A 24611-nucleotide genomic window follows, 5' to 3' on the forward strand; every position below is an offset into this window, starting at 1 on the left:
AGCAAGCTCGACCACTACGGAGATTGGTTGTTCTGACTATTTAAACTCTATTATCCCAAAATTCGACGGATCGTGGCCAAACGGGATCTGCCAGCCTGCATCTCCCAACCTGGGCTGCAGGCGCCGGAACGCGAAACCCCATTGTTTTTCATTGAACGGCGCGAGCCCTTTTTTAGGTATTTTGATCTCCAATGTCCAGGCGTTGGGTTCTTTACCGGATCTTATTTCCCAAGGACCGTTCCATTCAAGGTCTTTCGTACTGACCCCATCCTTTAGGCTGCACCGGCGGTCATACACCGCGCCGTTGCTGTTGATGATCGCCTGGTAATATGTTTCCTTATCATAATCACTGTCCAGGAAGAACCAGATGTTGTCATCCGAGTACGTGGCGCCATCGTGCTCTGTTGCCAGCGCTTTTAGCTTACCGAGGTCTTTGTCAAAACAGCGTATTGCCATGTAGAGGTTATCAGCGTCATGCGCGAGATAATACTGGGTTTCATCAATTGCCGAGCCCGATGAACCGTACTGACTGCTGGTCAGGTCAGTGATCGGTTTTATCTTTGTCCAGGCCGCGTCATTGAGGATACCATCAAGGACCACCGGCTTTTGTATCCTCATCACCGGCGCGATCCTTTTGATCATGCCGGCATTTATCCTTACAGTGCAGGCTTTTTCGTGCTTGTACGGATAGACCATGGTCAATTGAGGAAGAGGGTATATGTTCGAACCATTGAAGACCGCGAGTTCAAAACTCACGTCTTTTGCTTCGCCGCTGGCCATCGCGAGCGGCGCGGCAGAGGGTTTGATCGAATACTTTTTGTGGTTATATTTCCATTTGATAGTCTGTTTTATTGAATCCGGACCGAAATTCTTTACCGTGACCTTGAAAACTTGCGCGGTTTTCCCGGTTTCGTCCCGGACCAGGCAGGGCGAGAACGTGAACGCCTCCTTGAAGATCTTCAGGACCAGGGTATTATCCTCCAGGGTAAAAAAGTCAGGTTCCAGAACCGATCCTTTTTTCATTACTGCGATGTCAGCTTCTTTACCGCGGACCGTCACCAGCAGGTAGCTGAATAAATTTCCTTTCCCGATATCCATATCATCAAGCCCGCCGCCAGAACTGCTGAGCGTGACATATTTTGTGCCGTTCTTCTCAAAATATGTGTACGTATGGTGATGACCGGTAAATACCGCTTTTACACCGTACCGCTCGAGTAATGCTTCCACGGTATCAGCCTGGGCATTATTCCAGCTGTCAGACCAGGTCGGGATGTGGAAAAAGGCAAAGCTATTATCTTTGCTTTTTGATGTTTCCAGGTCAGTTGTCAGCCAGGCGAACTGGGCACTGTCAAGTCCGCCTTCGGTTTGCCAATATAATGATGTATTATCAAGGATGATGAAATGGCTGTTCTGAACGTCAAACGAGTAGTAATGCTTTGTTCCACTGACTTTTTCGAAAATGCCCGTGTCGATCTCGCTTTCGATATCATGGTTCCCGGGAACAAAATGAAAGGGACAGGGAAGAATTCTGATGGTATTCAGGATCCCCTCCCATTGCGCTTTTGTGATCATGGTATCGGTTTCATAACCCTCGATGAGATCCCCGACATTGAGGACAAAGTCAGGTGTAAGGAGCTTGACCTCTCCGATTATTTCTTCAAAGACGCTGTCCGTGTGGCTCCCTGCACGGTCGCCGATGACCGCGAACCTGAGATCAGCGCCAGTCAGGCGCGTGCTGATAAAGATTATTGATGCGACGAAATATTTTAGCATTTTTCCTCCTTTTTTTCTTTTTTACTACCGTTAGACTGAGTTATTACTTCAAATGTTCGATCAGTATTTTAATGCCAATGCCGATCAATATCAACCCGCCGATAAACTCGACGCGGTTCCCGAACAAATGACCGACTTTTTTGCCGATATGAACGCCGATAAAGGAGAATGTAAAGGTTATCAATCCAATGATGATCACCGGCAGCCAGATCGAAATATTGAGGAACGAAAGACTCAGCCCTACTGCCAAAGCGTCTATGCTGGTAGCAATCGCAAGGACGAATAGCGTGGCAAAACTGAGAGTCGAAGCGCCCGTTTCCTTTTTTTCATCATGGGATTCAAATGACTCATAGATCATTTTTCCGCCAATCGCGACCAATAACAATAATGCGACCCAGTGGTCGATGCCGGAGATGATTTGACGCAGGCTCATGCCGGCGAGCCAGCCGACGATGGGCATAAATATCTGAAAGCCGCCAAAAAACAGGCCCATAATAAGGGCGGTATCTATTTTTGCGGTCATTTTTTTACCGGCCATGCCGTTCGCGATGGAAACCGCGAACGCATCCATGGAGAGGCCAACGGCAATAAGCAGGATCGATATGATATCCATGGGATGTTTAAACTATAACCAATATCGGCCAAAAATCAATTAGTTGTTTCACCCTCCCTTTTATCCCCTCTCCCTTAAGGGACACCAGTTATCCCTCACCCCTACCCTCTCCCTTTTTAAGGGAGAGGAATAAGGTGAGGATTTAGTCTTTTATGTTGCCATCGAGGGAGGGGGATTTTATTAAATGGAAAAAATCAGCGATAAATACGGTTGACAGTCGCGCTTTTTCAAGGTATCATTATTAAAAGTATGAACAAACCAGGCGTTTACCGGGTTATGTTATTGAACGTCTTAAAAGCTTCTTTACGAATATGGCTGATGATAGCAAGCAAGTCGAAGATGATCGTTATCGGCAAATTCGTGCAATTCGATATCATTCGTTAACCAATTATCGGTTGTAATAGGAGGCAACATGAAAAAATACATTGCGATTCTGATCTTCTTGGCAAGCATTATATCAGTGGCATGCAATAAACTTAAGATTACTGTATTCTCCGAAATAGATGTCGCTGGCAAAGGGAATTACAATATTTTCGACATCGCAGCAGTGTCCAGTAATCGCGGGCCGATCAGCATCGAAGGAAAAAACTCAAGCGGCCATCAATATATATATGTAACTGGGTCATACCGGGGCGCCGACGGGGTAACGCGCTGCCTAACCGCCAAGTACGATGAAAACGGCAGACCGCTCTGGTATAAACTTTATCCTGAATCGGATGCACAAGGTACCCGGTCAAAGGTCAGTTATGGCATATCGCTGCTGGTGAATACCGGTGGTGGCTTGAAAGAAGAGTGTGTTTATGTACTGGCGGAAGAGGGTGCCGGCAATGAGCAGAAACAATTGATGTTGCTGAAATATGACAGCCTGGGCGGCAAGTTGTTAGAAAAAACCCTCGCGCAGTCAAAATATGAGATAGTCGGTTCATTTTATACAGACAATACCATGAATTTATATTGCGCCGGCTACATGATGAACAAGGACATTGTAAGCGAGATCTTTTCATATAAATTCAGCCCGTCCGGCGATCCGTTATGGTCGAGTACTTATCAAAACCCTGGATTAAACTGCCATTATGTGCTTTTTCAGATGAGATATCCTGGTCAGCTGGTTTGCGCGGGTCTGTCAGGGGAACAAAATGACCTTTTTTATATTCCCTTTGATTCACTGGGCAAAGCGCTGGATATGGTTGTTTGTCAGAGCACTGAACAGGAAAATGCGCTGGCGGATATCATTACTGATGAAGGCGGATCCATATATCTTGTTGCCAGTGACCGTTGGGGATTTTCAACCACTGCCTATGACGGTATGAACACAATGCGCTGGCGTGCTGCATTTAAGGATACCAACGGCGGTCATAATACAGCCCATGCCATCGCGATCGATGATTCCGGCTGCGTGTATGTTGCGGGGAGCAGGAAGGATCAAATGGATCGCCTGGTCCTGGTAAAATATGACGCCGCTGGAGCTGAAGCATGGCGGAAGACCGATATTCTTATTCCAGGCAAACCATGGGGACTGTGGTTCATAAATCCCGATTTCATACATAATCGCCTTGAATATGGACCTGCGTTTGATATAGATATAATCGGGGGCACCAAAAACGGAATGTTTATCGCCCGATACAACACAGCGGGATCAAATAAAGCGTTTGCGCAGTATTGCGTAAAAGACCAGAGCCATTTTATCGGTGCCGCCGACGGCAAATGGATCGCCGTCAATAACGTGGGTAAAGATTTAACGGGTATTAGAAAGGCGCACCTTCTGAAATACGAAGAATTCCAAATATTCGGAATAAACCGCTGGGACTAAGCAACAAGTTGCTTAACTGATATCAGCGATTAAAAGGCAGATTACAACGATAAAGAACAAAAATATTTTAATGACTTAAATCACCGTCATCCATCTGTTTATCTCTGTAATCATATTTTCAGCCCGATCCCCACTCTCATGCGGAAGCCGGGTTTCCACCGGAACGGATTTTCGTAGGTGTAGAAACGCCGCGCCATGACATACTCGTTGCGCAATTCCGGGGCCGAATTAACGCCATCGTGATTGTAGTCGGCTTGGGGCGTGTAGTAACTGCTGGTCATGGTTATGGCCGAAAACCCTGAAACCAGGATCGTGCCTTCAAGACCGTCGTCATCGACCTTGCCCGTGGTGCCGAATACGCTGTTCACCTGCTCGGCGTCGAGCAGGTTAAAGATGTTGGCAAACAGGTTCACGTTTAAACCCGCGACCTTGATATTCTTGTTCAGGTTGGCGTCAACATTCGCGTACCCGGGCATCCGCGCGGAATTCTGATCGCCGAGCGCATTGCCCTTGGCATCGGTCGGCGTGTAAGGGAAGCCGGAGTGGAAGGTGATAATGAAGTCGCTTGATAATTCGCGGGCCGGAACGATAAAGAAATCCTTGGGCAGGGAAAATCCCAGCGTGGTATTGACAATGTGCCGTTCGTCAAAATCGAGCCAGTAATCGATCTGCGGCGTCTTGTATTCGCCCGTGATGGGATCGATGTTGGAATTCACATAAATATCGTAGTAATGCTGCCACGCGTCCGACGCGGTGCCCTTGGCAAACTGGAGCGTGTAGGAAAAGTCGAAGTACCAGTCCACGAACCACAGCTGGTCGAGCTGTTTTTTCAGCGTGAACTCGATCCCTTTGACATTGCCGTAGTCGAGGTTTGTCACCTGGTAATAAGCATAGGGCAAGGTCTCGTACCGTTTGGTCTGGATGAGGTCATAGATATCCTTGTAATAGGCTATAAGGCCGATCGCATAGATGTCGCTGAGCTGGTTCTCGTAGCCCATTTCATAAGCGATCGTTTTTTCAACGGTGAGGTTGGGATTGCCCAGGACCGAGTTGAAACGCCGCAGGAGCAGCCAGACAACCTCGGGCGTGGTCGAACGGTACAGGTTGTGCGCGGTCGGCGTCTGGAAGAAATGCCCGTAATTAAAACGCATTTTTGAACGATCCGTGATCGGCAGCGAGAACCCGAGCCGCGGCGAGAGCCGCCACTTGGCATCGGTGACCGTCATCGTGCTGTCCGCGCTGTTGGTCGGATTGGCAAGCCCCATGGCCTTGGAATCAAAATAGTCAAAGCGCAAGCCTAGTTTGGCAATGATACCTTGAAAATCCATCTGGTCCTGGATGTAGTAAGCGCCTTTAACCGGATTCTTGTTGTACATGTCCCAGAACGGTATCTTCACCCAGGGGAGGTTGTTGTCAAACCAGCCCACGTTCTGAAAGATCAAGTTGACGCCGGTCTTGATCTCATGGACTCCGCCGATGGAATTGGTGTAATTGAGGCTCGTCTGGATATCGCGGTTAAAGAAATAACGCCACATCCTTTCATCGCCGATCGTATAGTAAAAACCGGTCGCGCCGTAGGGATTGCGCCGGAGCGATGCGGCCGTGGTCCGTTCATATTCGGTATAATGATAAGGCATGAGCGTGTCGGATAAAGAATCGATCAGGTAATGTTTTTTCACGGTGTCCGGCAGATCTTGCAGCAGGATGTCGATCAGGTGTTCGCCCTTGAAATGGTAGTCCTCCCACCACTGGCGGTCCAGCGAATCTTCGACGGTATAGTCGCGCACCGCGTAGAATCTGGTCGTTCTCGTGTAGCCGAACTTCGCTTCCACGATCTGCGACTGCACCGGGTTGTAGCTCAAAGTCGCCGTGGTGAGCCAGTTCTTCCACAGGTCGGCCGCGCGATGGTCAAGATAGTAAACCATGGACATCTCGCCCCACATGTCGGCGTAATGCATGTACTGTTCGTGCGAATAAAATTGCGATACCGTCATCTTGCCCTTGGCATTGGGGAACCGGTAGGAAAGTTTGGCCTGGCCCTTGTAATCAAAACGCTCAGCCGGAGTTTTCCAACGGGCAGCTTCATGCGCGTCCGAACTATAGGTCTCGCCTGACAGGAAATAACGGAATCTTGATTTTACCAACAATCCTCCGCCCATGCTCAGTTCGACAAGGTTGTAGCCGTAATTCAGCTTGGACGTCGTGAATAACTCGTCCGTGGTAAACCGCGCGTTGCCGCCAAACCGGTCGTTTCCTTCACGGGTCACGACATTGACGACACCGGAAAGCGCTTCGCCGTACTCGGCGTCAAAACCGCCGGTAATGATGTCGATTTCCTCGACCGCATCTTTGTTGATCTGGACCGACTGGGTGCCGTAATGGGGCGCCTTGGTAAGAACGCCGTCCACAAAGTACGCGATCTCCGCTGCCCTGCCGCCGCGGATGTGCGTGCCGTAGCCGTCCTGAGACACGCCCGCCTGCAGGGTTATGATCTCGTTGATCTCGCTCACGGGTAATCGACTGATGTCATCGGCCGTGGTCGTGTGGCTGGTCTGGGTCTGGGTGCGGATGACGATCTGCTTCTGAGCGGTCGTGACGACCGGTTCAAGCATGATGATCGTGGGCGATAATTTGAAGTTCAAGGGTGTTGTCTGGTTCGATATCACGACAACCATTTCGACGGTCGCCGGATTGTAACCCATACATGTTGAAGCGATGGAATACGTGCCGACCGGCACATATGGAATAAGATATTCTCCGTTTTCATCGCAGGCCGCGCCCAATTCCGTACCTTCTATAATAACATTAGAACCCGGGATAGGTTGATTTGTCTGAGAATCAATAACCCGTCCCTGTATCCTGCCTCTTTCCATGGCAGCCAGGAACGAAATGATCATGAAAAATATCACAACGATGCGCTTCATAGGTTACCTCCTTCCTATGTATGCATGTATTTGCATGATAATGTACTCCATTTAGGCTTAAATGTCAAGTGATGAAAAAGCATTGACAGTGAACGGTTTACCTCTATAATTGTGCGACGATGTTTATATATCTGGCGTTGTTCACCCAAGTGCAATTGCAGGTGTTGCCATCGATCAAAGACACGTTGTTCATTGATGAATGGCTGTGCCTGGGACCGTTCTCGATCGGTGTCCGGGAAGCCATAGTCGACGCCGACCCCGCCATCGAGACGGCCGGATATAAACCGGAAACGCTGAGGACATATCCCACGATCCTGGCTGACGGAGGTGTTGTCAAATGGCAGAAAACAAATTCTGACAGCGGTAATATCCGGGTCGAATATAAAAATGTTCCATGGGATACGCTTCAGGATATCTACGGGTTTATTGGTTTGCTCAACGCGACTTATGCGTGGGCGGAATTTGGTTGCGACAAAGACTACAGGGTTTTGATAAACGCGCAGGGCATCGGTTCTTTTGTTTTAAACGGCAGGTCGTTCCCGGGTGACGCGTACGGCGACGGTTATTTCCGTGTTCCGGTGGTGTTGAAAAAGGGCACGAACACAATTGTGCTTAAACTGTCTGATTATGGCGATCACGAGGCGAGTTTCAGAATAGAACCCGTAGCTGAACCGCTCCGGATCGTCGCTGAAGACGTGCTTGTCGCCGATCTCATTGTCGGCGAAAAAACTGCTGCTTATATTGGAGTACCGGTCATGAATACGACGGAAAAGCGTTTGGATCAGATCATTATCGAAGTGACCGGAGAATTGATAAAGCCTTCAAGCAGAACCTTGCGCAGTTTGATGCCCCTGTCATGCATCAAAGCGCCGTTGGCGATCGAGACCCGGGACATTGTGGGCTCGGGTGACAGCACCCAGGTCGAGATAAAACTCAGCAGCGGTGATCTCATTACCCGGAAGATCTGCTGGCTGAAGATCAAAAACAGCGACAGTTCATACGCGCGCACATTTTTGTCAAAGATTGACAACTCCTGCCAGTACTATGCGGTCTTGCCGCCAGCAGACTATGGACCGGACAGCACGTACGCCTTGATCATGACCTGCCATGGCGCTGGTGTTGAAGCGCGCGGGCAGGTTGGCGCGTACACGCAAAAGGACTGGGCGTATGTGGTCGCGCCGACCAACCGCCGCAGGTTTGGTTTTGACTGGCAGGATTGGGGACGGCTGGATTTTCTTGAGGTGTTAGACGAAGTCAAAAAGAACTACAAAACAGATGAAAATCGCGTTTATTTAACTGGTCACTCCATGGGCGGGCACGGGGTCTGGCATATCGGCCTGTCGCATCCTGACCTCTTTGCCGCGATCGCGCCGTCTGCGGGCTGGACCACGATCCAGCTGTACGCGCCGTTTACCCTGCAGAAGAGTTATCTGTTCGCCGAACCGGAGCAGTTAAAGTATCGGGATATGGTCATGCGCGAGGATAATCCGGCGCTGTTTCTGGAAAACGCGCTGAACCTGCCCATCTATATCCTGCATGGCGGCGCGGACGACAATGTCCCTCCTGTCCAGGCCAGGCTGATGAATAAATATTTATCAGGAATGCATAAAATTTACATTTATAACGAGGTGCCGGATATGAGCCACTGGTGGGACATTGATTCAACCCCGGGCACGGACTGCGTGGACCTAAAAGAAATGATGGAGTTCATGAAAAAGCAAACGAGGAACCCATGGCCTCAAGAAGTTAGAATAAGACCATACGATTTGGCACAGACAAATAATTCTTATTGGATTCACATCGATGAACTGGAGAAGCTATATCATTCTAGCGAACTGACAGCACAGCAAAAACATTATGTAATTGATGATTATTTAACAGGGGGATTTGAAGTTGATGACATAAAAATGAGCTGGAGTAATGTAAAAGCTGCTACGATATCTTTTAAAACAAAACTTGAAGCTGAAAGATCCGGCTTTTCTATAAATGGAAAACAATCTATTTTCTCTAATGGAAAATCCCTTGATGTATCAATTTATAAAGAGGGTAATAACTATAAGATTGGCAAACCAAAAGAACATGGTTTGAAAAAAATTCCAGAGCTTTACGGTCCGATCAAGCGCGCGTTCTTCTCCCCCTTCATTTTAGTTTACGGCACGACCGGCGAGCCGATGTCAACCGAGAATAACCTGCACCTGGCGCGTTCGTATGCCTACACGTGGTGGATACGGGCGAATGGTTTTGTCGAGATCCTGCCGGACACCGAAGTAACTGAAGAAATAACCGAGCAATTTAATATGATATTATTCGGCAACAACGAAACAAATTCTTATGTGAAATATATCAATTATAAACTGCCGATAAATATCGAGTACGGTCATTTCCGCGTGGGCAAGGAGCGTCTCGACGCGGACGACCTGTGTCTGATGGAAATCTATCCCAACCCATTGAACAAGGAAAGATTCGTGCTGGTGTACGCTCCAGCGTCGGCCTATGCGGAAAAACATATGAGCCTCTTCCCGGTTCTTTATTCCGGTTCAGGTCTCCCCGACTTCATTATCTGGGACGCGTCAGCCGCGCGCTTCGGCTGGGCCGGCGTGGTCGCGTGCGGGTTTTTTGACCAGCGCTGGCAGCTGGACCGAAAGTCGATGTTCCTTAAAGAATAACCAGCCGAGTATTGTCCTTGACTTTTGTAAAATAATATTTATAATATTACAATGCAAGAAGGCATCAATATCTTCGAAGAAGATTTTTACGCGATCACCGACGCGTTGGGCCGCTTACTGCAAGGCACAAACGCGCGCACTGTCTTGTTGATCGACAAAGCCGGGCAGCTCATCACTTCAGCCGGCGACACCGCGAAGATAGATGTGTCATCGTTCGCCACGCTATCGGCCGCGGATTTCGCGGCGACCAGCCAGCTGGCTGCTTTGATCGGAGAAAAGGAATTTTCCACGCTGTTCCACCAGGGTGAAAGGGAGAATCTATATGTTTGTTTGATCGCCAACCGGGTCATCCTGGCGGTCATTTTTGACCAGCGAACAACGCTGGGTTTGATCAGGGTCAAGGCAAAGAATACCGCGACCGAACTGGAAAAAATATTCACCGATATTTTCAACAAGCTCACCAAGGGGACCGATGCGCCGAAACCGATAGACATCGATTTCACCAAAGCAGCCGAGGAAGAGCTGGACAAGCTGTTTGGTTTTTGACCCTGATGCATGGCATTAATTAACTACGCGTCCCGAGAGATAAACTCCAAGGTCGTCTATTACGGACCAGGCTTGGGCGGTAAAACAACGAATCTTAAGTATATTTACACGAAATTGAACCCATCGATCAAGGGGAAGCTGATCAGCCTGGCGACCGAACTTGACCGCACACTTTTCTTTGACTTTTTACCGGTAGACCTGGGAACGATTAAGGGGTTCAAGACCCGGTTCCACCTGTACACGGTGCCCGGCCAGGTTTTCTATAACGCCTCAAGAAAACTCATTTTAAAGGGCGCGGACGGCATCATTTTTGTCGCCGACTCGCAGATCGAGCGTTTTGACGAGAATATCGAATCCTTCCAGAACATGGAAGATAACCTTATGACCTATAATCTGAGCCTGGAGAAAATACCGTTGATCATCCAGTATAACAAGCGGGATCTGCCAAATATCACATCCGTGGAAGAATTGCAGAAGGCGCTGAACCCGCTTAACAAATATCCATATTTTGAAGCGGTCGCGTCGCAGGGCATCGGGGTTTTTGAAACCCTTAAAGAGATCTGTAAACGCGTGCTCATAGCATTGGCGTAAAATAAACTGATAATATTAACCTAACCTAAAAGAAAAAAATAACACATCATGACTTCAAAGATATGCAGCCGGTGCAATAAGATCATTAACCCCGGTGATCTTTTCTATCAGGTGGGGATCAAGGTTTTTGCCGATTTTGACGGCGTGATCAATATCAAAGAAAAAAAATTTGATATGAAAAAGGAATTTGACAAAATCAAATCATTGCCTGAAGACCTTTTAGAAGAAGAAGTGTTCAAAGAATTCTACTTTACGCTTTGTCCGCGATGCAAAGAGATTTATTGTGCCAATCCCCTGCACTTGCCGCTGGACAACGTCTCCATGAAATAATAATCTATTAAAAACCTTAAAATGACGATATAAATGTCATTTATCCATCTCCACAACCATACCGAATATTCGCTGCTTGATGGAGCAATGCAGATCGACCGCTTGACCGATCTCGCGGCGAAATTTAAAATGTCATCTCTTGCCATTACCGATCACGGCAATCTTTTCGGAGCCATCGAGTTTTACAAGAGCGCAAGGCGCCGCGGCGTTAAACCGATCATCGGCATTGAAACCTACATCGCCCCGAGATCGCGGTTTGACCAGACAAAAGATATTAAGGTTCCGGAATCTTCTTTTCATTTGACGCTTTTATGCGAGAACGAACAGGGTTACAGGAACCTGGTGAAACTCTCGTCGCACGCGTACCTGGAGGGTTTCTATTATAAACCGCGGATCGATAAAGAGTTGTTAAAACAACATTGTCAGGGCTTGATCGGCCTTTCCGGATGTTTTAAAGGCGAAGTGACGTACCGCGTGAACATGGGCGATATGGCGGGAGCGCGCAAAGCGCTGGCTGAATACCAGGAGATACTGGGCAAGGATAATTTCTATCTGGAGATCATGCGGATGGGTATCAAGAACGAAGAAAAAACGATCAGCCAGCTGCTTGAATTGAGCAAGGAATTCGACGCGCCGTTCGTGGCGACCAATGACTGCCATTATTTTAGCCAGGACGACCACAAGGCGCATGACGTGCTTTTATGCATCGGCACTAAAAAGGTCTTGTCAGACAAGGAACGGTTGAAATTCGAGACAAAACACGCGTATTTCCGGCCGCCCGAAGAAATGATGAGGTTGTTCGAGGACCTGCCAGAAGCGATCACGAATACCATGCTGATCGCTGAGCGCTGCAACCTTGCGATCGACACGTCGGGCAAGGACGTTAAACTTCCGAACTTCCCCAGGCCCGCGAATTTTGAAAGTGATTTTGAATATTTAAAGTACCTGGCATTCGAAGGTATTCAGCACCGTTATCCCAGGACGACGCCCGGGATCGAGGATCGTTTGAATTTTGAGCTCGGTATCATGAAGAAAATGGGTCTATCAGGATATTTTTTGATCGTCCGCGATATCATTCAATTCGCCAAGTCGCAGGATATCCCGGTCGGTCCTGGCAGGGGCTCAGCGGTCGGCAGCCTTGTATTATATGCCCTTGATATAACCGATGTCGACCCGTTGCAGTATAATCTCATTTTTGAAAGGTTCTTGAACCCGGATCGTATCAGTTTACCGGACGTGGATGTCGATTTTGGCGATGCAAAGAGAGATAAAGTCATAGAATTTATCAAGAACCGGTATGGTGAGAAAAACGTTACCCAGGTTATCACTTTTGGCACGATGCAGGCAAGGGCGGTGATCAGGGATGTGGGCAGAGTGCTTGGAGTACCGTATAATGACGTAGATAAACTTGCCAAAATGATACCGTTTCAACAAAGTATTGATGATGCGCTCAATGACGTTAAAGAATTCAAGGCGACGATCGAGTCTAAAGAAGAATATAAAGAATTGGTCGAAATTGCAAAGAAATTAGAAGGTCTGGCAAGACATCCGGCAACACATGCGGCCGGTGTCGTAATAACACCAAAAGAGCTTGTTGAATACGTGCCTCTATATAGAAATCCGGAAAAGGGTGATATCTCGACTCAATATGCTAAAAATTCACTTGAAGATATAGGCATCCTGAAAATGGATATCCTCGGGTTGAGGACATTGACAGTAGTCGACTCCACGTTGAAAATGATCAATAAAAGAAAAGAGGACATGCTGCCTAATGATGAGAAAACGTATGAAATCCTGAAGAAAGGCGAGACTATCGGCGTGTTCCAGTTGGAAAGTCATGGCATGCAGGACTTGCTAAGGTCAGTAAAGCCGGAACGGTTTGAAGAACTGACTGCGATCATTGCGCTGTACCGGCCAGGGCCCATGGGTAACATGAATATGCAAAAAGTCATTGAGAATAAAGAGCATCCCGAAAAGATCAAGTATCAACACCCGTCATTGGAAAAGATCCTGAAAGAAACTTATGGTTTGATTTTATACCAGGAACAGGTAATGCAGATCGCCGCCCATATCGCGGGTTTTTCTTTTGCTGAAGCCGATAATCTCAGACGGGCGATGGCAAAAAAGATCCCTGAACTGATGGATGAAAACCGGGAACGTTTTATTTCCGGTGCCGCGAAGAATAATGTTTCTAAGGATCTGGCTGAAGAAATTTTCAAGAACATCGCACCGTTCGCCGGATACGGATTCAATAAATCGCATGCTGCCGCCTACGCGGTCCTGGCATACCAGACGGCTTTCTTGAAAGCGCATTTCGCGCAGGAGTTCATGCTGGCATCGCTGGACAGCGAGATCGGCGATACGGACCGCTTGTGGGTGCTGATCCGTGAGTCCAGGCGCCTGGGTATTGAAGTGCTGATCCCGGATATCAATGCCAGCGATTACGCATTTAAAAAAGAGAATGGCTATATCCGGTATGGACTGGGTGCTTTGAAGAACCTGGGAAAACCCATATCTGAAGCCATCATGAAAGAGCGCACCCGCGGTGCGTTCAAGTCGTTTTTTGATTTCCAGATCAGGATGAAGGGTCTGAATAAAAAATCCATCGAAGCGCTGATCAAGGCCGGCGCATTCAGCAAATTTGAAGCCAATATAAAGAAACTGCTGGATCAGTCAACTGAAAAACAGACCAAGGGGACGCAAACATCCCTTTTCACAGACGAAGTACAAGAAAACACGGGAAATAACAAAACTGAATCATTGGATAAGACCGCAATGGATAAAGAAGCCTTTGGTTTCTATTTCACAGAGCACCCTCTTGATAAATATCGCGAGGAATTCAGCGTCCTGGGGCTGACCCCCATTAACAACCTGGTAACAGTGGAAGATGGGCAGAGTGTCATTATCGGTGGCATTCTGGGTGCAAAAAAGGTGAGAAAAGACAAAAAAGATCGTAACTACGCGATAATAAGTCTGGAGGATTTTGACGGGGCGATCGATGTTTTCGTTTTTTCCGAGCCTTTTGAAAAGTATTCATCACTGCTGAAGACGGACGCGCCATTGATAATAAAAGGGCGCATATCAGGCGAGGATGAAAAAAGGAGTATTCGTGCTGAACAGATCATTCCTTTTGCAAATTCCAGAGCGTTTTACAAAAGGATATTCATTGAATGCAAGAACGGGAAGATCAATGAAGTGAATTTGAAGGATTTCCAGGAATTACTCGCAGACAACAAGGGAAATTGTGAAATATGGTTCAAAGTAGCAGATGGGAACGACAATCGGAAAATAAGGTCAAAATCCATGAAAATAAACCCGGATCCCGAGGTATTAAAAAAGATCCGGGCGATCTTTGGCCCTGACACATTGAAGATATTCGGACAATTATGAGTAAAAAAGAAAATAGGAGGTAACATGATGCTCATGGTTTTTCTAGGTAGTTTTTATCTGGTGGATCAACCGGATATTTTGATACCGCAACACGGCAGATACGATGTACAGCTTCGTTTTGGTCCTGTTGGTGAAATAATCGGATACGGCAGCATTGATCTATGGGACCGCTTGTCTATTGGCGTCAGTTACGGTGCGGCGAACCTTATAGGAGCCGGAGATCCTGATTTCTACACCCAGCCAGGCGTACAGGCAAGGGTATTGGCGCTTGAACCGAGTGCTTTTATGCCTGCTGTCGCTTTTGGATTTGATAACCAGGGTTATGGCGGATTCAATAACGAACGGTATTATGTCATGTCAAAAGGGCTTTATTGTCAGGTGGGCGAGATATTTGATTATCCCGGGTTGACTATTGTTCCAAGCTTGGGCATCAACTATTGTTTTGAAGACGATGGCCGGCTGGATATGTTCGGTGGGGTAAAGTTCCAGCTTGGTTCGTCGACGCAATTTCTTGTGGACTATTCTCCAAATTTCAATGACGAATTGGATCAAAATAAGGGTTACTTGAATTTTGGCCTGAGGTTCGTGTTCTACGACCAGCTGTTTTTTGAATTTTCTTTGAGAGATCTGTTGGATAATGGAGTGGATACACAACTTAACAGAATGATCAAGATCGGTTATCAGGCTCAATTTTAAAAATGTTTCACGTGAAACATATCTCTGAAATCACCGATAATTCGACACAAAACCGTCAAAATGACATTGGAAAACATGCGCTCAGGAGGTGAAAATGATCAAAGAACTCACTGATAATGACTTCTGGCAGGAAGTTGAAAAATCCAGCGTTCCATTGATCGTTGATTTTTGGGCTATCTGGTCTCAGTCGTGCATGATGGTTTCGCAGACCATAGAAGAGCTGTCAAAGAAGTATGATGGCAAGTTCGCATTTGGGAAAGTCAATGTCGACAACGAGATAAAAACCGCGAATGACTGCGATATTCAGAATATCCCGACGATAATTATCTATTCCAATGGTTCAGAGTTGGAAAGGATGATTGGCACGGTGACCAAAAAAATTCTGGCTGGCAAATTGAAAAAATTGAAACCTAAAAAGACACGCAAGGTGTCTAAATAATGACCATCCGAGGAGGAAGCATGATCAAAAAAAGGAATCTAATCGCCGCAGCATTGCTGATTACGGTGATCATTGCCTGCGGTGGGCGAAAAAATGGTTCGGGCGAAAACAGCGGTTTCACTTTGCCCTCGATCAGCGGTGAACAGGTCGGTTTTGCTGATTATAAAGGAAAAGTAGTTGTCCTGGATTTTTTCGCGACCTGGTGCGGTCCGTGCCGAAGCGAGATCCCGCATCTGGTTGATATATACAACAGGAACAAAGACCGCGGTTTTGTCATACTGGGTATCAGTCTTGAGGATGAAGCGACACTAACGAACTTTCGCGATGAAAATAATATTACCTACCCGATATTATTGGGCAACCGGGAGGTTTTTAACCAGTATAACGTTTCGCCTATCCCCCATACGATATTTTTCGACAAGAAAGGAAAACAAAGAAAGGTTCAGATCGGATTCGCGCCCCAGCTGATCCCTGAATTCGAATCGTTGATTGAAACGATGCTCAACGAGTGATCTCCGGGGGTTCGATATGATCGTGCTCAACTGGATAAAAGAATTACAGTTCGAAGCAGAGGATGAAAAAGGCCACAAAATAATTGTCGATACGGCCAGAGAAAGCGGCGGTCTTGATGAGGGCATCACGCCTTTGCAGTTATTGCTCGTCTCGCTGGCCGGCTGTATGGCTATGGACATCGTCGCGATCCTGCGCAAGAAAGGCGGCCGGATCGACAAGTTCCAGATGATCCTTGACGGCAAGCGGGCCGACGAGAACCCGCGGCAATACACGAAAATAACCTACCAGATAAAATGCGAAGGCGATTACAAAAGGGAAGACCTGGTCAGGGCCTATGAACTGTCGAGGGATAAATTTTGTTCAGCGCTGGCGACGGTCAAAAACCCGCCAGAGTTTGAATTTCTAATATAATACGCTACTGATACATTACGCCATTACGCCAATGGGCAGAATGACGTAAGCCCGGAAGCTGCGACCGGTGATCCCCGGTGTTATGATGTTATTTCACTCAATGCTCAATAATCAACCGTCTTCAATCGTTTGACCAGCGTTTCGAGCTGGTTCATGACCGATAAGATAGTCGGATCTTTGATCGAATACATTTTACCGCTGACCAGATTTTCATACCGCACAATATCAAGCTGACGTAAAGACCGCAAGACCACGCTGATGGTTGGCACGCTTAAACGCATTTCCTGCGCGATCTCAGTTGGCTTCATGGCAGCGCGGCCCAGCGCTTTCAAAACTTCATAGGCAGTTGGGTTTCCCAATACCCGGCAGATCCTGGAGCTGCGGTAATGCAATTCTGGGATTTTTTTTCTCACGACTGCATTATACTCCGCCATGAACCCATGTCAAGAGCATTTAGTCATTTTGCCAATTGGCTAAATCACTAAATCAATAAGATCAAAAAAATGGTTTTGAGCGTCGCCTCTTGATTTATTGAACATTATTACTATAATTCGTTAATGTTATTCAAAAATAAAAATAAAAAGAATGAAAAAAATATCGTGCATAAATATAAAATGGAGATGAAATGACAGAAAAATTTGATGTCAGGAAACACGCGAAAAATCTTGCGCACAAACACGGCACGCCGCTGTTCGTGATCAGCAAGTCTTTGCTGCTGGCCCAGGTCAAGAAGTTCAGGACGCTGCTGCCCCGGGTCAGACCGTACTACGCATGCAAGGCCAATTCCCATAAATTCATTCTGGAAACATTCGCCGAAGCTGGAACCGGCTTTGACGTTGCCTCTATTAGCGAAATCGACCAGGTGTCGAAACTTAAAGTGAATCATAACCGGATGATCTTCGCCAATACCGTGAAACGTCCCGACGCGCTCAAATTCGCGGTCAACCGAAATGTCAAGTGGATGACCTTCGATTCGGAGTACGAGCTCGACAAGATCGCGCGCTACGCGCCTGAAGCTCGCGTTATAATAAGGATTAAAGTACCGAACGTGGGTTCGGTCGTCGAGCTTTCATTGAAATTCGGGGCTGAACCGGCCGACGCCATCTCGCTGCTTATCAAGGCGCATCGGATGGGCCTGCGGCCGGCCGGCGTCAGCTTCCATGTCGGATCGCAGTGCCTGAACATCGAGAATTACCTGGACGCGCTCGAGGTGTCGAGCATTATATTCAAGGACGCGCAGCTCAAATCGCTGCCTCTGGAGATCCTTGACATCGGCGGCGGTTTTCCGATCCGCCACCTGGACGGCGACAAGGATTTTTTCGCGAACATGGCGCCGCGGATATCCAAAGAGATCGACCGGATGTTCGATTCCAATGTCCAGGTGATCGCTGAACCCGGCCGTTCGCTGGTCGGTCCAGCGTGTTCCCTGATCATGACTGTGATCGGAAAATCCATCCGCGGCAACAAGCACTGGTACTATCTGGATGACGGGGTCTACGGCTCCCTTTCCGGGATAGTTTATGATCATTGCAAGTACCAGTACCAGGTGTTCAGGAGGGGGTTCACCCAGATTACGACGCTGGCGGGCCCGACGTGCGACGGGTTCGACACGATCTCGGTGAGCGAAGAACTGCCCGAACTCGAATTTGGCGATATCATTTACGTCGAAAATATCGGCGCATATTCATGGGCAACAGCTACCTTTTTTAACGGTATTCCACCGGCTAAGGTAGTGACCGTACCATAGGAGGTGCAATAATGAAAAGGATTCATCGTTTAAAAAAAGATATTGACGAAACTCCGGATTGGCTCAAAAAGAAAAAATATCCGAATAAACACCGATACCTTTCCGGAGAGAGGATATTCCCTCCGGGACTGACCGGAAAGGAAACCGTGGGATCGCTGGTCGACGGCGTGTTCCTGGCTTACAACGCGGCGCGGTTGAGGGAGGGCTGCCGTCTGTTCGTCGAGAAAATGCTGAAACCCGACGTTACGATCGGCATGAGCCTGGCGGGCGCCATGACGCCGGCGGGGCTGGGAAAGGCAGTGATCGTACCGCTCATGAAAGCGGGATTCATCGATTGGATGGTTTCGACCGGCGCGAACCTGTACCATGACCTGCATTATGCCTTCAATTTAAAGCTCCATGTCGGTTCCTCCCTGGTCGACGACGCTGACCTGAGAAAGAACGACGTGGTGCGGATCTACGACATCCTGCTTGGCTATACAGATTGTCTCATGGCAACGGACAACATTTTGCGGGAAATCTTCAAGCAGCCCGAGTTCCAGAAGGAAATGGGAACCGCGGAATTCCATAATCTACTCGGCAAATACGCAGCGGAATGGGAGCGCAAGACGAAATGTAAAGATACGTCCTTACTCGCCTGCGCGTACCGGCTGGGGATACCGATATACACGAGCTCGCCAGGCGATTCGACCCTGGGCATGAACATCGCGGAAGCCGAGATCAACGGATCGAAGATCCGCATCAATCCGGCCATCGACGTCAATGAGACGACAGCTTACGTGCTGGCCGCGAAGCGGACCGGCGGAAAGTCCGGCGTTCTGCTGATCGGGGGAGGGAGCCCGAAAAATTTTATCCTCCAGACCGAACCTCAGATCCAGGAAGTGTTGAGGATAAAAGAGGTCGGGCATGATTACTTTTTCCAGATCACCGATGCCCGGCCCGATACGGGCGGGCTGTCAGGTGCCACGCCGCACGAGGCGGTTTCGTGGGGAAAGATCGACCCGACGCGCCTGCCTGACGCCGTGGTCTGTTATCTCGACGCGACCGTGGGATTCCCGATCGTAGCCCATTACGCCCTGGCTAAGCATGCGAAGCGCCGGGTAAAAGGGTTATATTATAAGCGTGAAAAATATGTCGGGAATTTGGTGAGAGAATATTTCGCGCACAATAAATAATAAAAGATAGTTATTGGTTATTGGTAATTAGTAATTAACAGAAAAATAAAATTCAAAAATTTTTTTCTTTTTTAAATTGCAGGTAATCAACCAACATTTCTTTCAATAGCATCGGCGTGTCCAGTCCGTATGGACAGCGTTTCTTGCAGTCCCCGCATTCGGTGCAGTCCTCGATCTTTTGCATGTTCTTCTGCCAATCATCGCTCATGAACTGCTGCCAGGGCATGCGCCGGAGCAACAGGGACATGCGTGCCGCCATGGGGATCGGGATCTCGACAGGGCAGGGGAGACAGTAGCCGCAGGCGCGGCAGAAATTGCTTGCCAATTCTTCGCGGTCCTTTTTAATTATGGCCCAAATTTCATCGTTAAGAACCGGCGGTTTTTTCTCCAGTTCCAGGATCTCTTTCAATTCCGTTTCCCTCTGCACGCCCCAGATCGGAACCACATGGTCATACTGGCGCAGGAACGCGAACGATGCCCGGGCATTGAGCAGGAGCCCGCCGGACATCGCTTTCATGGCAATGAAACCGATATTATTTTTCTTGCAGCTCTGCGCGATCTGAATGTCATCATTATTGGACAGGAAATTCAAAGGATATTGCAGCGTGGCATAGAGACCGGAACTGATCGTGTCTTTCGCCACATCCTGCCGGTGGGTGGACACGCCGATAAAACGGACCACGCCTTTTTTCTGCACTTCCAAAAGTGCTTCGTAAATCCCGCTGGGATCACCGGGCCGCGGCATTTTTTTGGGATGATGTATCTGGTAAATGTCGATGTAGTCGGTCTGCATGTCTTTTAGGCTCGATCCAAGGTGCTCGTAAAATGTCTTTACGTCGGTCGCGTGGGTTTTGGTGGCAATGATGATCTTTTTCCTGACTGGTTTCATGGCATAGCCGATCTTCTGCTCACTGTCCGTGTACATGCGCGCCGTGTCGAATAAATTCATACCGTTTTCGTAGGCTATTAAAAACAGTTTTTTGGCTTCGTCAAAGCTCACGCGTTGGATCGGCAAAGCGCCGAAGCTGCTGCGGCCGACCATCAGACCGGTTCTGCCTAATTTTATTTTTTTCATGTGACGCTCCCGCCCGTCACTCTGAGTCCGGTTTTCGTCTTTTTTTCTGTCATTCTGAAGCGAAGCTGAAGAATCTCGTTGGAGATCCTTCGATCGGTACAAACCTCCCTCAAGATGACAGAAAAGGAATATGTCATTCTGACCCTGAGAGTATCGAAGGAGAAGAATCTGATCTTTTTCATTATCGTTTAGGATTTAGATATTAGTATTTAGTATTTCCCTTTTGGTAACTCGACGTTCCCAAAAGGGAAGGGTGGGTAACGGGATTTGAACCCGCAACGTCTGGAGCCACAGTCCAGAGCTCTACCGTTGAGCTATACCCACCGTAAGGGGGCACATCCCCCTTATATCCAAAAAGTTTGAACGAAACAATACTTTTCGGATACCTTGAATCCCCCTGGCAGCTGTTCTAATACTTTATGCCACTATTGCTTTCTTTGCGCTACCAGGACCAAATCGGTTGTATAACTATTCTTTATCTGGGGCAAGCCCCTTATAATCCCGCACCTTCATTAAATTGCGATATGAGGTGAGGGACTTTTATCCATTCGCTTTTTGATACACATCCATCAAAAAGTGAATGGATGCCTTTGATTCCCCCGTCGGCTGTTCTAATACGCCCGGGTGATAACTATTTGCCCTCGGTACCAGGACCAACAGCTGCACGCTGACTAGATCATGCAGTTACAAGGTGGGGCACCCCTTTTCTCCACGATCGGTAGGTTCCCAAAGAGGGGCACGTCTTCCACAATTAAAATCATTGCGATACCAGGACCAAATGGGTATTTGGAAACAGGTTGGGAAGCTAGATCCAGCATCCCAGCCCAAACCCATTGACCATCTGTACACTACCCCGCGCAGGATTCGAACCTGCGACCCGCTGATTAAGAATCAGCTGCTCTGCCAGGCTGAGCTAGCGGGGCGTTTTTTCCCTTACATCTGTCATTGCGATCCCGCACTTTGGCAAAGTGCGGGAGAAGCAATCTCGGTTTTTGAGTTACTCGCGCTTCTCACTTAATCTTATTCCATTATATTCAGTTCCGGAAATATGTCAATTGATACCCTCACCTTATTCCTCTTCCTTTGAAAGGGAGAGGGCAGGGGTGAGGGTTGCCATTGCGAGCAGATACTTATATGTCATTCCCGTGCAAACGGGAATCCGCTTTTAATCTTATTATTATTATAATTACTTTAGAAATACCAATGAACTTGTCGCGATTCCGGACGGTGTCTCCAGTCTAACAAGATATAAGCCATATACCAGATCCCGTACATTAACCATATGCGTGCCGGCTGTTCTGAAACCATGGTCAAGCGTTTGCACCAGACGGCCATCAGTGCCGTAAAGCTTGAGCGAAATATTATTGGCTGCTGGTAGAGTGTACAATATCACTGAATTTCTTGTCGCTGGATTCGGCGTCACGTTGAGAGCTATTGTTTTTGGTGTTTCGGTCTTGTGCTCGGTCGCGCCGGGTTCCGGTGGGATTTCTAACATGAGATAGATATCAAAGAATAATCCCTGTTGAGCCGCCCACAAAAGATCCATATCCCCTGCAGGCAGCAGAGTCTGTCCATAGATAATATATGGCCGGTTGCGCGCAATATCGAACCTTTTGGCAACCTGCGGCATGCATGTCCGCTGGGTGTGGTCATAGGTAAGGTTAACCGGACCTGACCAGGTTGCGCCATTATCAACTGACTGATTGTAGTAAATATCTGTCCAGCATAACGAATCGTTTAGATTGTTCCGCGGAGTCAAGTAGATCACGCCGACGTTATTCCCGCCGGTCGTTATTCCGACGTAGTAACATTCCGTATCAGGGGCGCCGAATTCCGAAGACACCTTGGTGCATGGCTGCCCTGAAGCCAAAGATACGTATACTTTTCCATATAAAGGGTAAGTCGGGTCATCCGCGTTTGCCATGGCAAATACAAGAACTGGATTGCCTGAATCTGTCACGCAAGCCTGAGCGCCAGTGCTCAGGTCGATTATATTGTTCGTATAGGGATTAGGCCACACCAGATCATAGGATATCTCTGAAGTCCAGGTAATGCCGTCGGTAGTGGTGCGGTAATAAATATCCAGGTTGTCGTCGCAATAGAACACGTAAGCGATGCCGCCATTTATATTGCTATCCCATCCCCAGTAGTAGGTAGCATCGGGGGTCAGCTGTCCTTGAGCCAGTAGAGTGCTCAGATCCGGGGTATAGGTACGGTAATACAAGCAGAATGGGTTTATCCCGTTAAGGATAAAGCACATATTGCCATTGGGCATTTCCTTGCCGATCGCGGTATAAACATACCCGTTCCCGGGATAGAGATCCACCGCCGGATCCCAAGCCGAGCTGAACCAGCCGCCTGAACAATACATTGCAGCGGCACCGCCCCACGCGCCTGAATACAGGTATGAGAACGATATATAGGGCGCTGCATCACCGGCGATCGCCGTGGGACATCTTGCCGGGCCGAAATCCTGTCCGTAAACGGCCCAGTCATGCACCCAGAACGACAGAGCGCCGTCCGCGCTATGGAAGTTCAGTATACCGTGAGACGCATCGTCTTGATTGACGACTCCGATCGCATCTGCCACGCTATTATACGCAACACATTCATGATGAATACCTATAAGTGAAGTTAAAGGGCACATATCGATGATGATACCGGATCGCAATCGCATTGGGTTGTTATATGCAGTATAAGCCGGCAATGTTTCATTATCGTTTATGATCATTGGTTTAACGACCAGTTTTGGATTGCCTGAAAAAATTAAGCCGGCAAACAACAAAACCAACATTATATACCGCATAAATACCTCCAATCGTAATTTATCTCTTTATATTATAAGATCAATGTACTTGTTTGTCAAGGTCTGGCGAACAGGATTGTGCCCTGTCATTGCGAGGAGCGCAGTGACGGAGCAATCTCATCTTATCCTGTGTCATTCCCGTGCCCACGGGAATCCATTTCTTTCATCACTGCGCTGACGGTTGCGTCCCGTTTGAACATATAGGAAGTTTAATGAAAAAACGAGGTCATTGCGAGCAAGTTGGGTGCGCAACCCTAGAAATATAAAATGCTGGAGTCCTGAGGAACGAAGGTAAGCAATCTCAGCTTTTTCCTCGTTTTTTCCTCGCCCCTTGTGGGAGAGGGTAGGGGTGAGGGGTGGGTTTTTTCAAGGTAATCCCGTATCTTGCTGCGCAAAACACGGGATCTCAATTCGGCAACGCTTCCCGCCATTACTGTGTAACGGCGATCAGCGGCCGAATTGGACGCGCCTAGGGTGAGTCGAACACCCAACCTACGGATTAGAAATCCGTTGCTCTATCCTTTTGAGCTATAGGCGCAGACCTAGAATCAATAAATCAATTCAAGTATATATAGATTGGCAATTATGTCAATAAAATCTCAATCCGGACCGTAGTTGTTCAGTATTTTTACGATCGCGGTGCGGGACAATTGAAACGCCCGCGCAAGTTCCTGCGCCTTGTAGCCATGCTCGTGGTGCAAAGCATGAATTATTTTCTGCCGCACATGGCGTGCGGTTCTGCCCCGGGGCGCCAATAATACATTTTCCGTTACGCCATATTCTTTAATCGCTTTCATTAATATTTTATCAGTCTGGCCGATCATTATTTTCCTGTCACCCCAGTCAACCGGTCCATTGTCGCGGTCCATAACAAACCGTTGGTAATCTTCAATCGCCTCTTTTCTTTGGCCGAACTGATCAAAGATAATATCGTATTTTAGAAAATCGTTTTTCTCCAAACCAATGTAAATGCGATAACTGGTCCAGGGATAATCCCTGGGATCGCTCACCAGCCGCGCCTCCAGGGCCTGGCGATGGATATACCGCGTCAGCCAGATACCATATTCATTGGCCTGCACAATGCGATTATTGAACCGTTCGCCGAA

General features: G+C 47.9%; 19 protein-coding genes and 3 tRNA genes. 12 read left to right on the forward strand and 10 right to left on the reverse strand.

Features of this window, described 5'->3' with window-relative positions:
* Window positions 1-36 precede the first annotated feature (36 nt).
* Window positions 37-1773 (reverse strand): metallophosphoesterase, encoded by a 1737-nt coding sequence (locus VF399_06225; protein HEX7319933.1) that lies wholly within the window; start codon window positions 1771-1773, stop codon window positions 37-39.
* Between the two features lie 43 nt (window positions 1774-1816).
* Complete coding sequence (locus VF399_06230; protein HEX7319934.1) at window positions 1817-2386, reverse strand: manganese efflux pump MntP family protein; 570 nt, start codon at window positions 2384-2386, stop codon at window positions 1817-1819.
* A gap of 412 nt (window positions 2387-2798) precedes the next feature.
* On the opposite strand from VF399_06230, the gene VF399_06235 reads away from it, so the two are divergent.
* Window positions 2799-4196 (forward strand): hypothetical protein, encoded by a 1398-nt coding sequence (locus tag VF399_06235; protein HEX7319935.1) that lies wholly within the window; start codon window positions 2799-2801, stop codon window positions 4194-4196.
* Between the two features lie 110 nt (window positions 4197-4306).
* Here VF399_06235 and VF399_06240 read toward each other — a convergent pair whose 3' ends face one another.
* The gene (locus tag VF399_06240; protein ID HEX7319936.1) at window positions 4307-7120 is read right to left on the reverse strand and encodes a TonB-dependent receptor; all 2814 of its coding nucleotides are present in this window, start codon (window positions 7118-7120) and stop codon (window positions 4307-4309) included.
* 119 nt (window positions 7121-7239) lie between these two features.
* Here VF399_06240 and VF399_06245 point away from each other — a divergent pair, with 119 nt between their 5' ends.
* The 9 genes from VF399_06245 (at window position 7240) to VF399_06285 (ending at window position 16702) form a co-directional block, all read left to right on the forward strand.
* A complete protein-coding gene (locus VF399_06245; protein ID HEX7319937.1) occupies window positions 7240-9786 on the forward strand; it encodes a prolyl oligopeptidase family serine peptidase in 2547 nt (848 codons plus the stop codon).
* Window positions 9787-9837: 51 nt separating this feature from the next.
* Window positions 9838-10332 (forward strand): roadblock/LC7 domain-containing protein, encoded by a 495-nt coding sequence (locus VF399_06250; protein HEX7319938.1) that lies wholly within the window; start codon window positions 9838-9840, stop codon window positions 10330-10332.
* A 9-nt stretch (window positions 10333-10341) separates the two neighbouring features.
* Window positions 10342-10923 (forward strand): GTPase domain-containing protein, encoded by a 582-nt coding sequence (locus VF399_06255; GenBank protein ID HEX7319939.1) that lies wholly within the window; start codon window positions 10342-10344, stop codon window positions 10921-10923.
* 48 nt (window positions 10924-10971) lie between these two features.
* Window positions 10972-11253, forward strand: a complete 282-nt coding sequence (locus VF399_06260; GenBank protein HEX7319940.1) for a hypothetical protein — start codon at window positions 10972-10974, stop codon at window positions 11251-11253.
* A gap of 33 nt (window positions 11254-11286) precedes the next feature.
* Window positions 11287-14643: a DNA polymerase III subunit alpha gene (dnaE, locus tag VF399_06265; GenBank protein ID HEX7319941.1), complete on the forward strand. Its 3357-nt coding sequence runs from the start codon at window positions 11287-11289 to the stop codon at window positions 14641-14643.
* Window positions 14644-14667: 24 nt separating this feature from the next.
* Window positions 14668-15339 (forward strand): hypothetical protein, encoded by a 672-nt coding sequence (locus tag VF399_06270; protein HEX7319942.1) that lies wholly within the window; start codon window positions 14668-14670, stop codon window positions 15337-15339.
* A gap of 94 nt (window positions 15340-15433) precedes the next feature.
* On the forward strand, window positions 15434-15778 hold the full coding sequence (locus tag VF399_06275; GenBank protein ID HEX7319943.1) for a thioredoxin domain-containing protein: 345 nt from the start codon (window positions 15434-15436) through the stop codon (window positions 15776-15778).
* A gap of 20 nt (window positions 15779-15798) precedes the next feature.
* The gene (locus tag VF399_06280) at window positions 15799-16290 is read left to right on the forward strand and encodes a TlpA disulfide reductase family protein (GenBank protein HEX7319944.1); all 492 of its coding nucleotides are present in this window, start codon (window positions 15799-15801) and stop codon (window positions 16288-16290) included.
* 16 nt (window positions 16291-16306) lie between these two features.
* Window positions 16307-16702: an OsmC family protein gene (locus VF399_06285; protein ID HEX7319945.1), complete on the forward strand. Its 396-nt coding sequence runs from the start codon at window positions 16307-16309 to the stop codon at window positions 16700-16702.
* A 104-nt stretch (window positions 16703-16806) separates the two neighbouring features.
* On the opposite strand, the gene VF399_06290 is transcribed toward VF399_06285, so the two are convergent.
* The gene (locus VF399_06290; protein ID HEX7319946.1) at window positions 16807-17115 is read right to left on the reverse strand and encodes an ArsR family transcriptional regulator; all 309 of its coding nucleotides are present in this window, start codon (window positions 17113-17115) and stop codon (window positions 16807-16809) included.
* 212 nt (window positions 17116-17327) lie between these two features.
* Here VF399_06290 and VF399_06295 point away from each other — a divergent pair, with 212 nt between their 5' ends.
* Both VF399_06295 and speY read left to right on the forward strand, forming a co-directional pair.
* Window positions 17328-18449 carry a type III PLP-dependent enzyme gene (locus VF399_06295; GenBank protein HEX7319947.1) on the forward strand — a complete coding sequence of 374 codons (1122 nt, stop codon included), beginning with the start codon at window positions 17328-17330 and terminating at the stop codon, window positions 18447-18449.
* 11 nt (window positions 18450-18460) lie between these two features.
* A complete protein-coding gene (speY, locus tag VF399_06300) occupies window positions 18461-19624 on the forward strand; it encodes a deoxyhypusine synthase (protein ID HEX7319948.1) in 1164 nt (387 codons plus the stop codon).
* Window positions 19625-19676: 52 nt separating this feature from the next.
* On the opposite strand, the gene VF399_06305 is transcribed toward speY, so the two are convergent.
* The 6 genes from VF399_06305 to VF399_06330 all read right to left on the reverse strand — a co-directional run.
* On the reverse strand, window positions 19677-20699 hold the full coding sequence (locus tag VF399_06305; GenBank protein HEX7319949.1) for an aldo/keto reductase: 1023 nt from the start codon (window positions 20697-20699) through the stop codon (window positions 19677-19679).
* A 252-nt stretch (window positions 20700-20951) separates the two neighbouring features.
* Window positions 20952-21023: transfer RNA gene (locus tag VF399_06310), tRNA-His, on the reverse strand.
* Between the two features lie 525 nt (window positions 21024-21548).
* Window positions 21549-21622: transfer RNA gene (locus VF399_06315), tRNA-Lys, on the reverse strand.
* A gap of 263 nt (window positions 21623-21885) precedes the next feature.
* Window positions 21886-23493: a T9SS type A sorting domain-containing protein gene (locus tag VF399_06320; protein ID HEX7319950.1), complete on the reverse strand. Its 1608-nt coding sequence runs from the start codon at window positions 23491-23493 to the stop codon at window positions 21886-21888.
* Window positions 23494-23969: 476 nt separating this feature from the next.
* Window positions 23970-24043, reverse strand: a tRNA-Arg gene (locus tag VF399_06325).
* Window positions 24044-24104: 61 nt separating this feature from the next.
* Window positions 24105-24611: hypothetical protein (locus VF399_06330; protein HEX7319951.1), on the reverse strand; the 507-nt coding region annotated here is incomplete at its 5' end.

This window comes from bacterium (assembly GCA_036382775.1).
Lineage (GTDB): Bacteria > Hydrothermota > Tepidihabitantia > SM23-42 > JAOAFX01 > DASVHD01.

Coding starts and splice junctions, on each gene's coding strand:
- VF399_06225 (HEX7319933.1), bottom strand. CDS start 1,773: ATGCTAAAATATTTCGTCGCATCAATAATCTTTATCAGCACGCGCCTG.
- VF399_06230 (HEX7319934.1), bottom strand. CDS start 2,386: ATGGATATCATATCGATCCTGCTTATTGCCGTTGGCCTCTCCATGGAT.
- VF399_06235 (HEX7319935.1), top strand. CDS start 2,799: ATGAAAAAATACATTGCGATTCTGATCTTCTTGGCAAGCATTATATCA.
- VF399_06240 (HEX7319936.1), bottom strand. CDS start 7,120: ATGAAGCGCATCGTTGTGATATTTTTCATGATCATTTCGTTCCTGGCT.
- VF399_06245 (HEX7319937.1), top strand. CDS start 7,240: ATGTTTATATATCTGGCGTTGTTCACCCAAGTGCAATTGCAGGTGTTG.
- VF399_06250 (HEX7319938.1), top strand. CDS start 9,838: ATGCAAGAAGGCATCAATATCTTCGAAGAAGATTTTTACGCGATCACC.
- VF399_06255 (HEX7319939.1), top strand. CDS start 10,342: ATGGCATTAATTAACTACGCGTCCCGAGAGATAAACTCCAAGGTCGTC.
- VF399_06260 (HEX7319940.1), top strand. CDS start 10,972: ATGACTTCAAAGATATGCAGCCGGTGCAATAAGATCATTAACCCCGGT.
- dnaE (HEX7319941.1), top strand. CDS start 11,287: ATGTCATTTATCCATCTCCACAACCATACCGAATATTCGCTGCTTGAT.
- VF399_06270 (HEX7319942.1), top strand. CDS start 14,668: ATGATGCTCATGGTTTTTCTAGGTAGTTTTTATCTGGTGGATCAACCG.
- VF399_06275 (HEX7319943.1), top strand. CDS start 15,434: ATGATCAAAGAACTCACTGATAATGACTTCTGGCAGGAAGTTGAAAAA.
- VF399_06280 (HEX7319944.1), top strand. CDS start 15,799: ATGATCAAAAAAAGGAATCTAATCGCCGCAGCATTGCTGATTACGGTG.
- VF399_06285 (HEX7319945.1), top strand. CDS start 16,307: ATGATCGTGCTCAACTGGATAAAAGAATTACAGTTCGAAGCAGAGGAT.
- VF399_06295 (HEX7319947.1), top strand. CDS start 17,328: ATGACAGAAAAATTTGATGTCAGGAAACACGCGAAAAATCTTGCGCAC.
- speY (HEX7319948.1), top strand. CDS start 18,461: ATGAAAAGGATTCATCGTTTAAAAAAAGATATTGACGAAACTCCGGAT.
- VF399_06305 (HEX7319949.1), bottom strand. CDS start 20,699: ATGAAAAAAATAAAATTAGGCAGAACCGGTCTGATGGTCGGCCGCAGC.
- VF399_06320 (HEX7319950.1), bottom strand. CDS start 23,493: ATGTTGGTTTTGTTGTTTGCCGGCTTAATTTTTTCAGGCAATCCAAAA.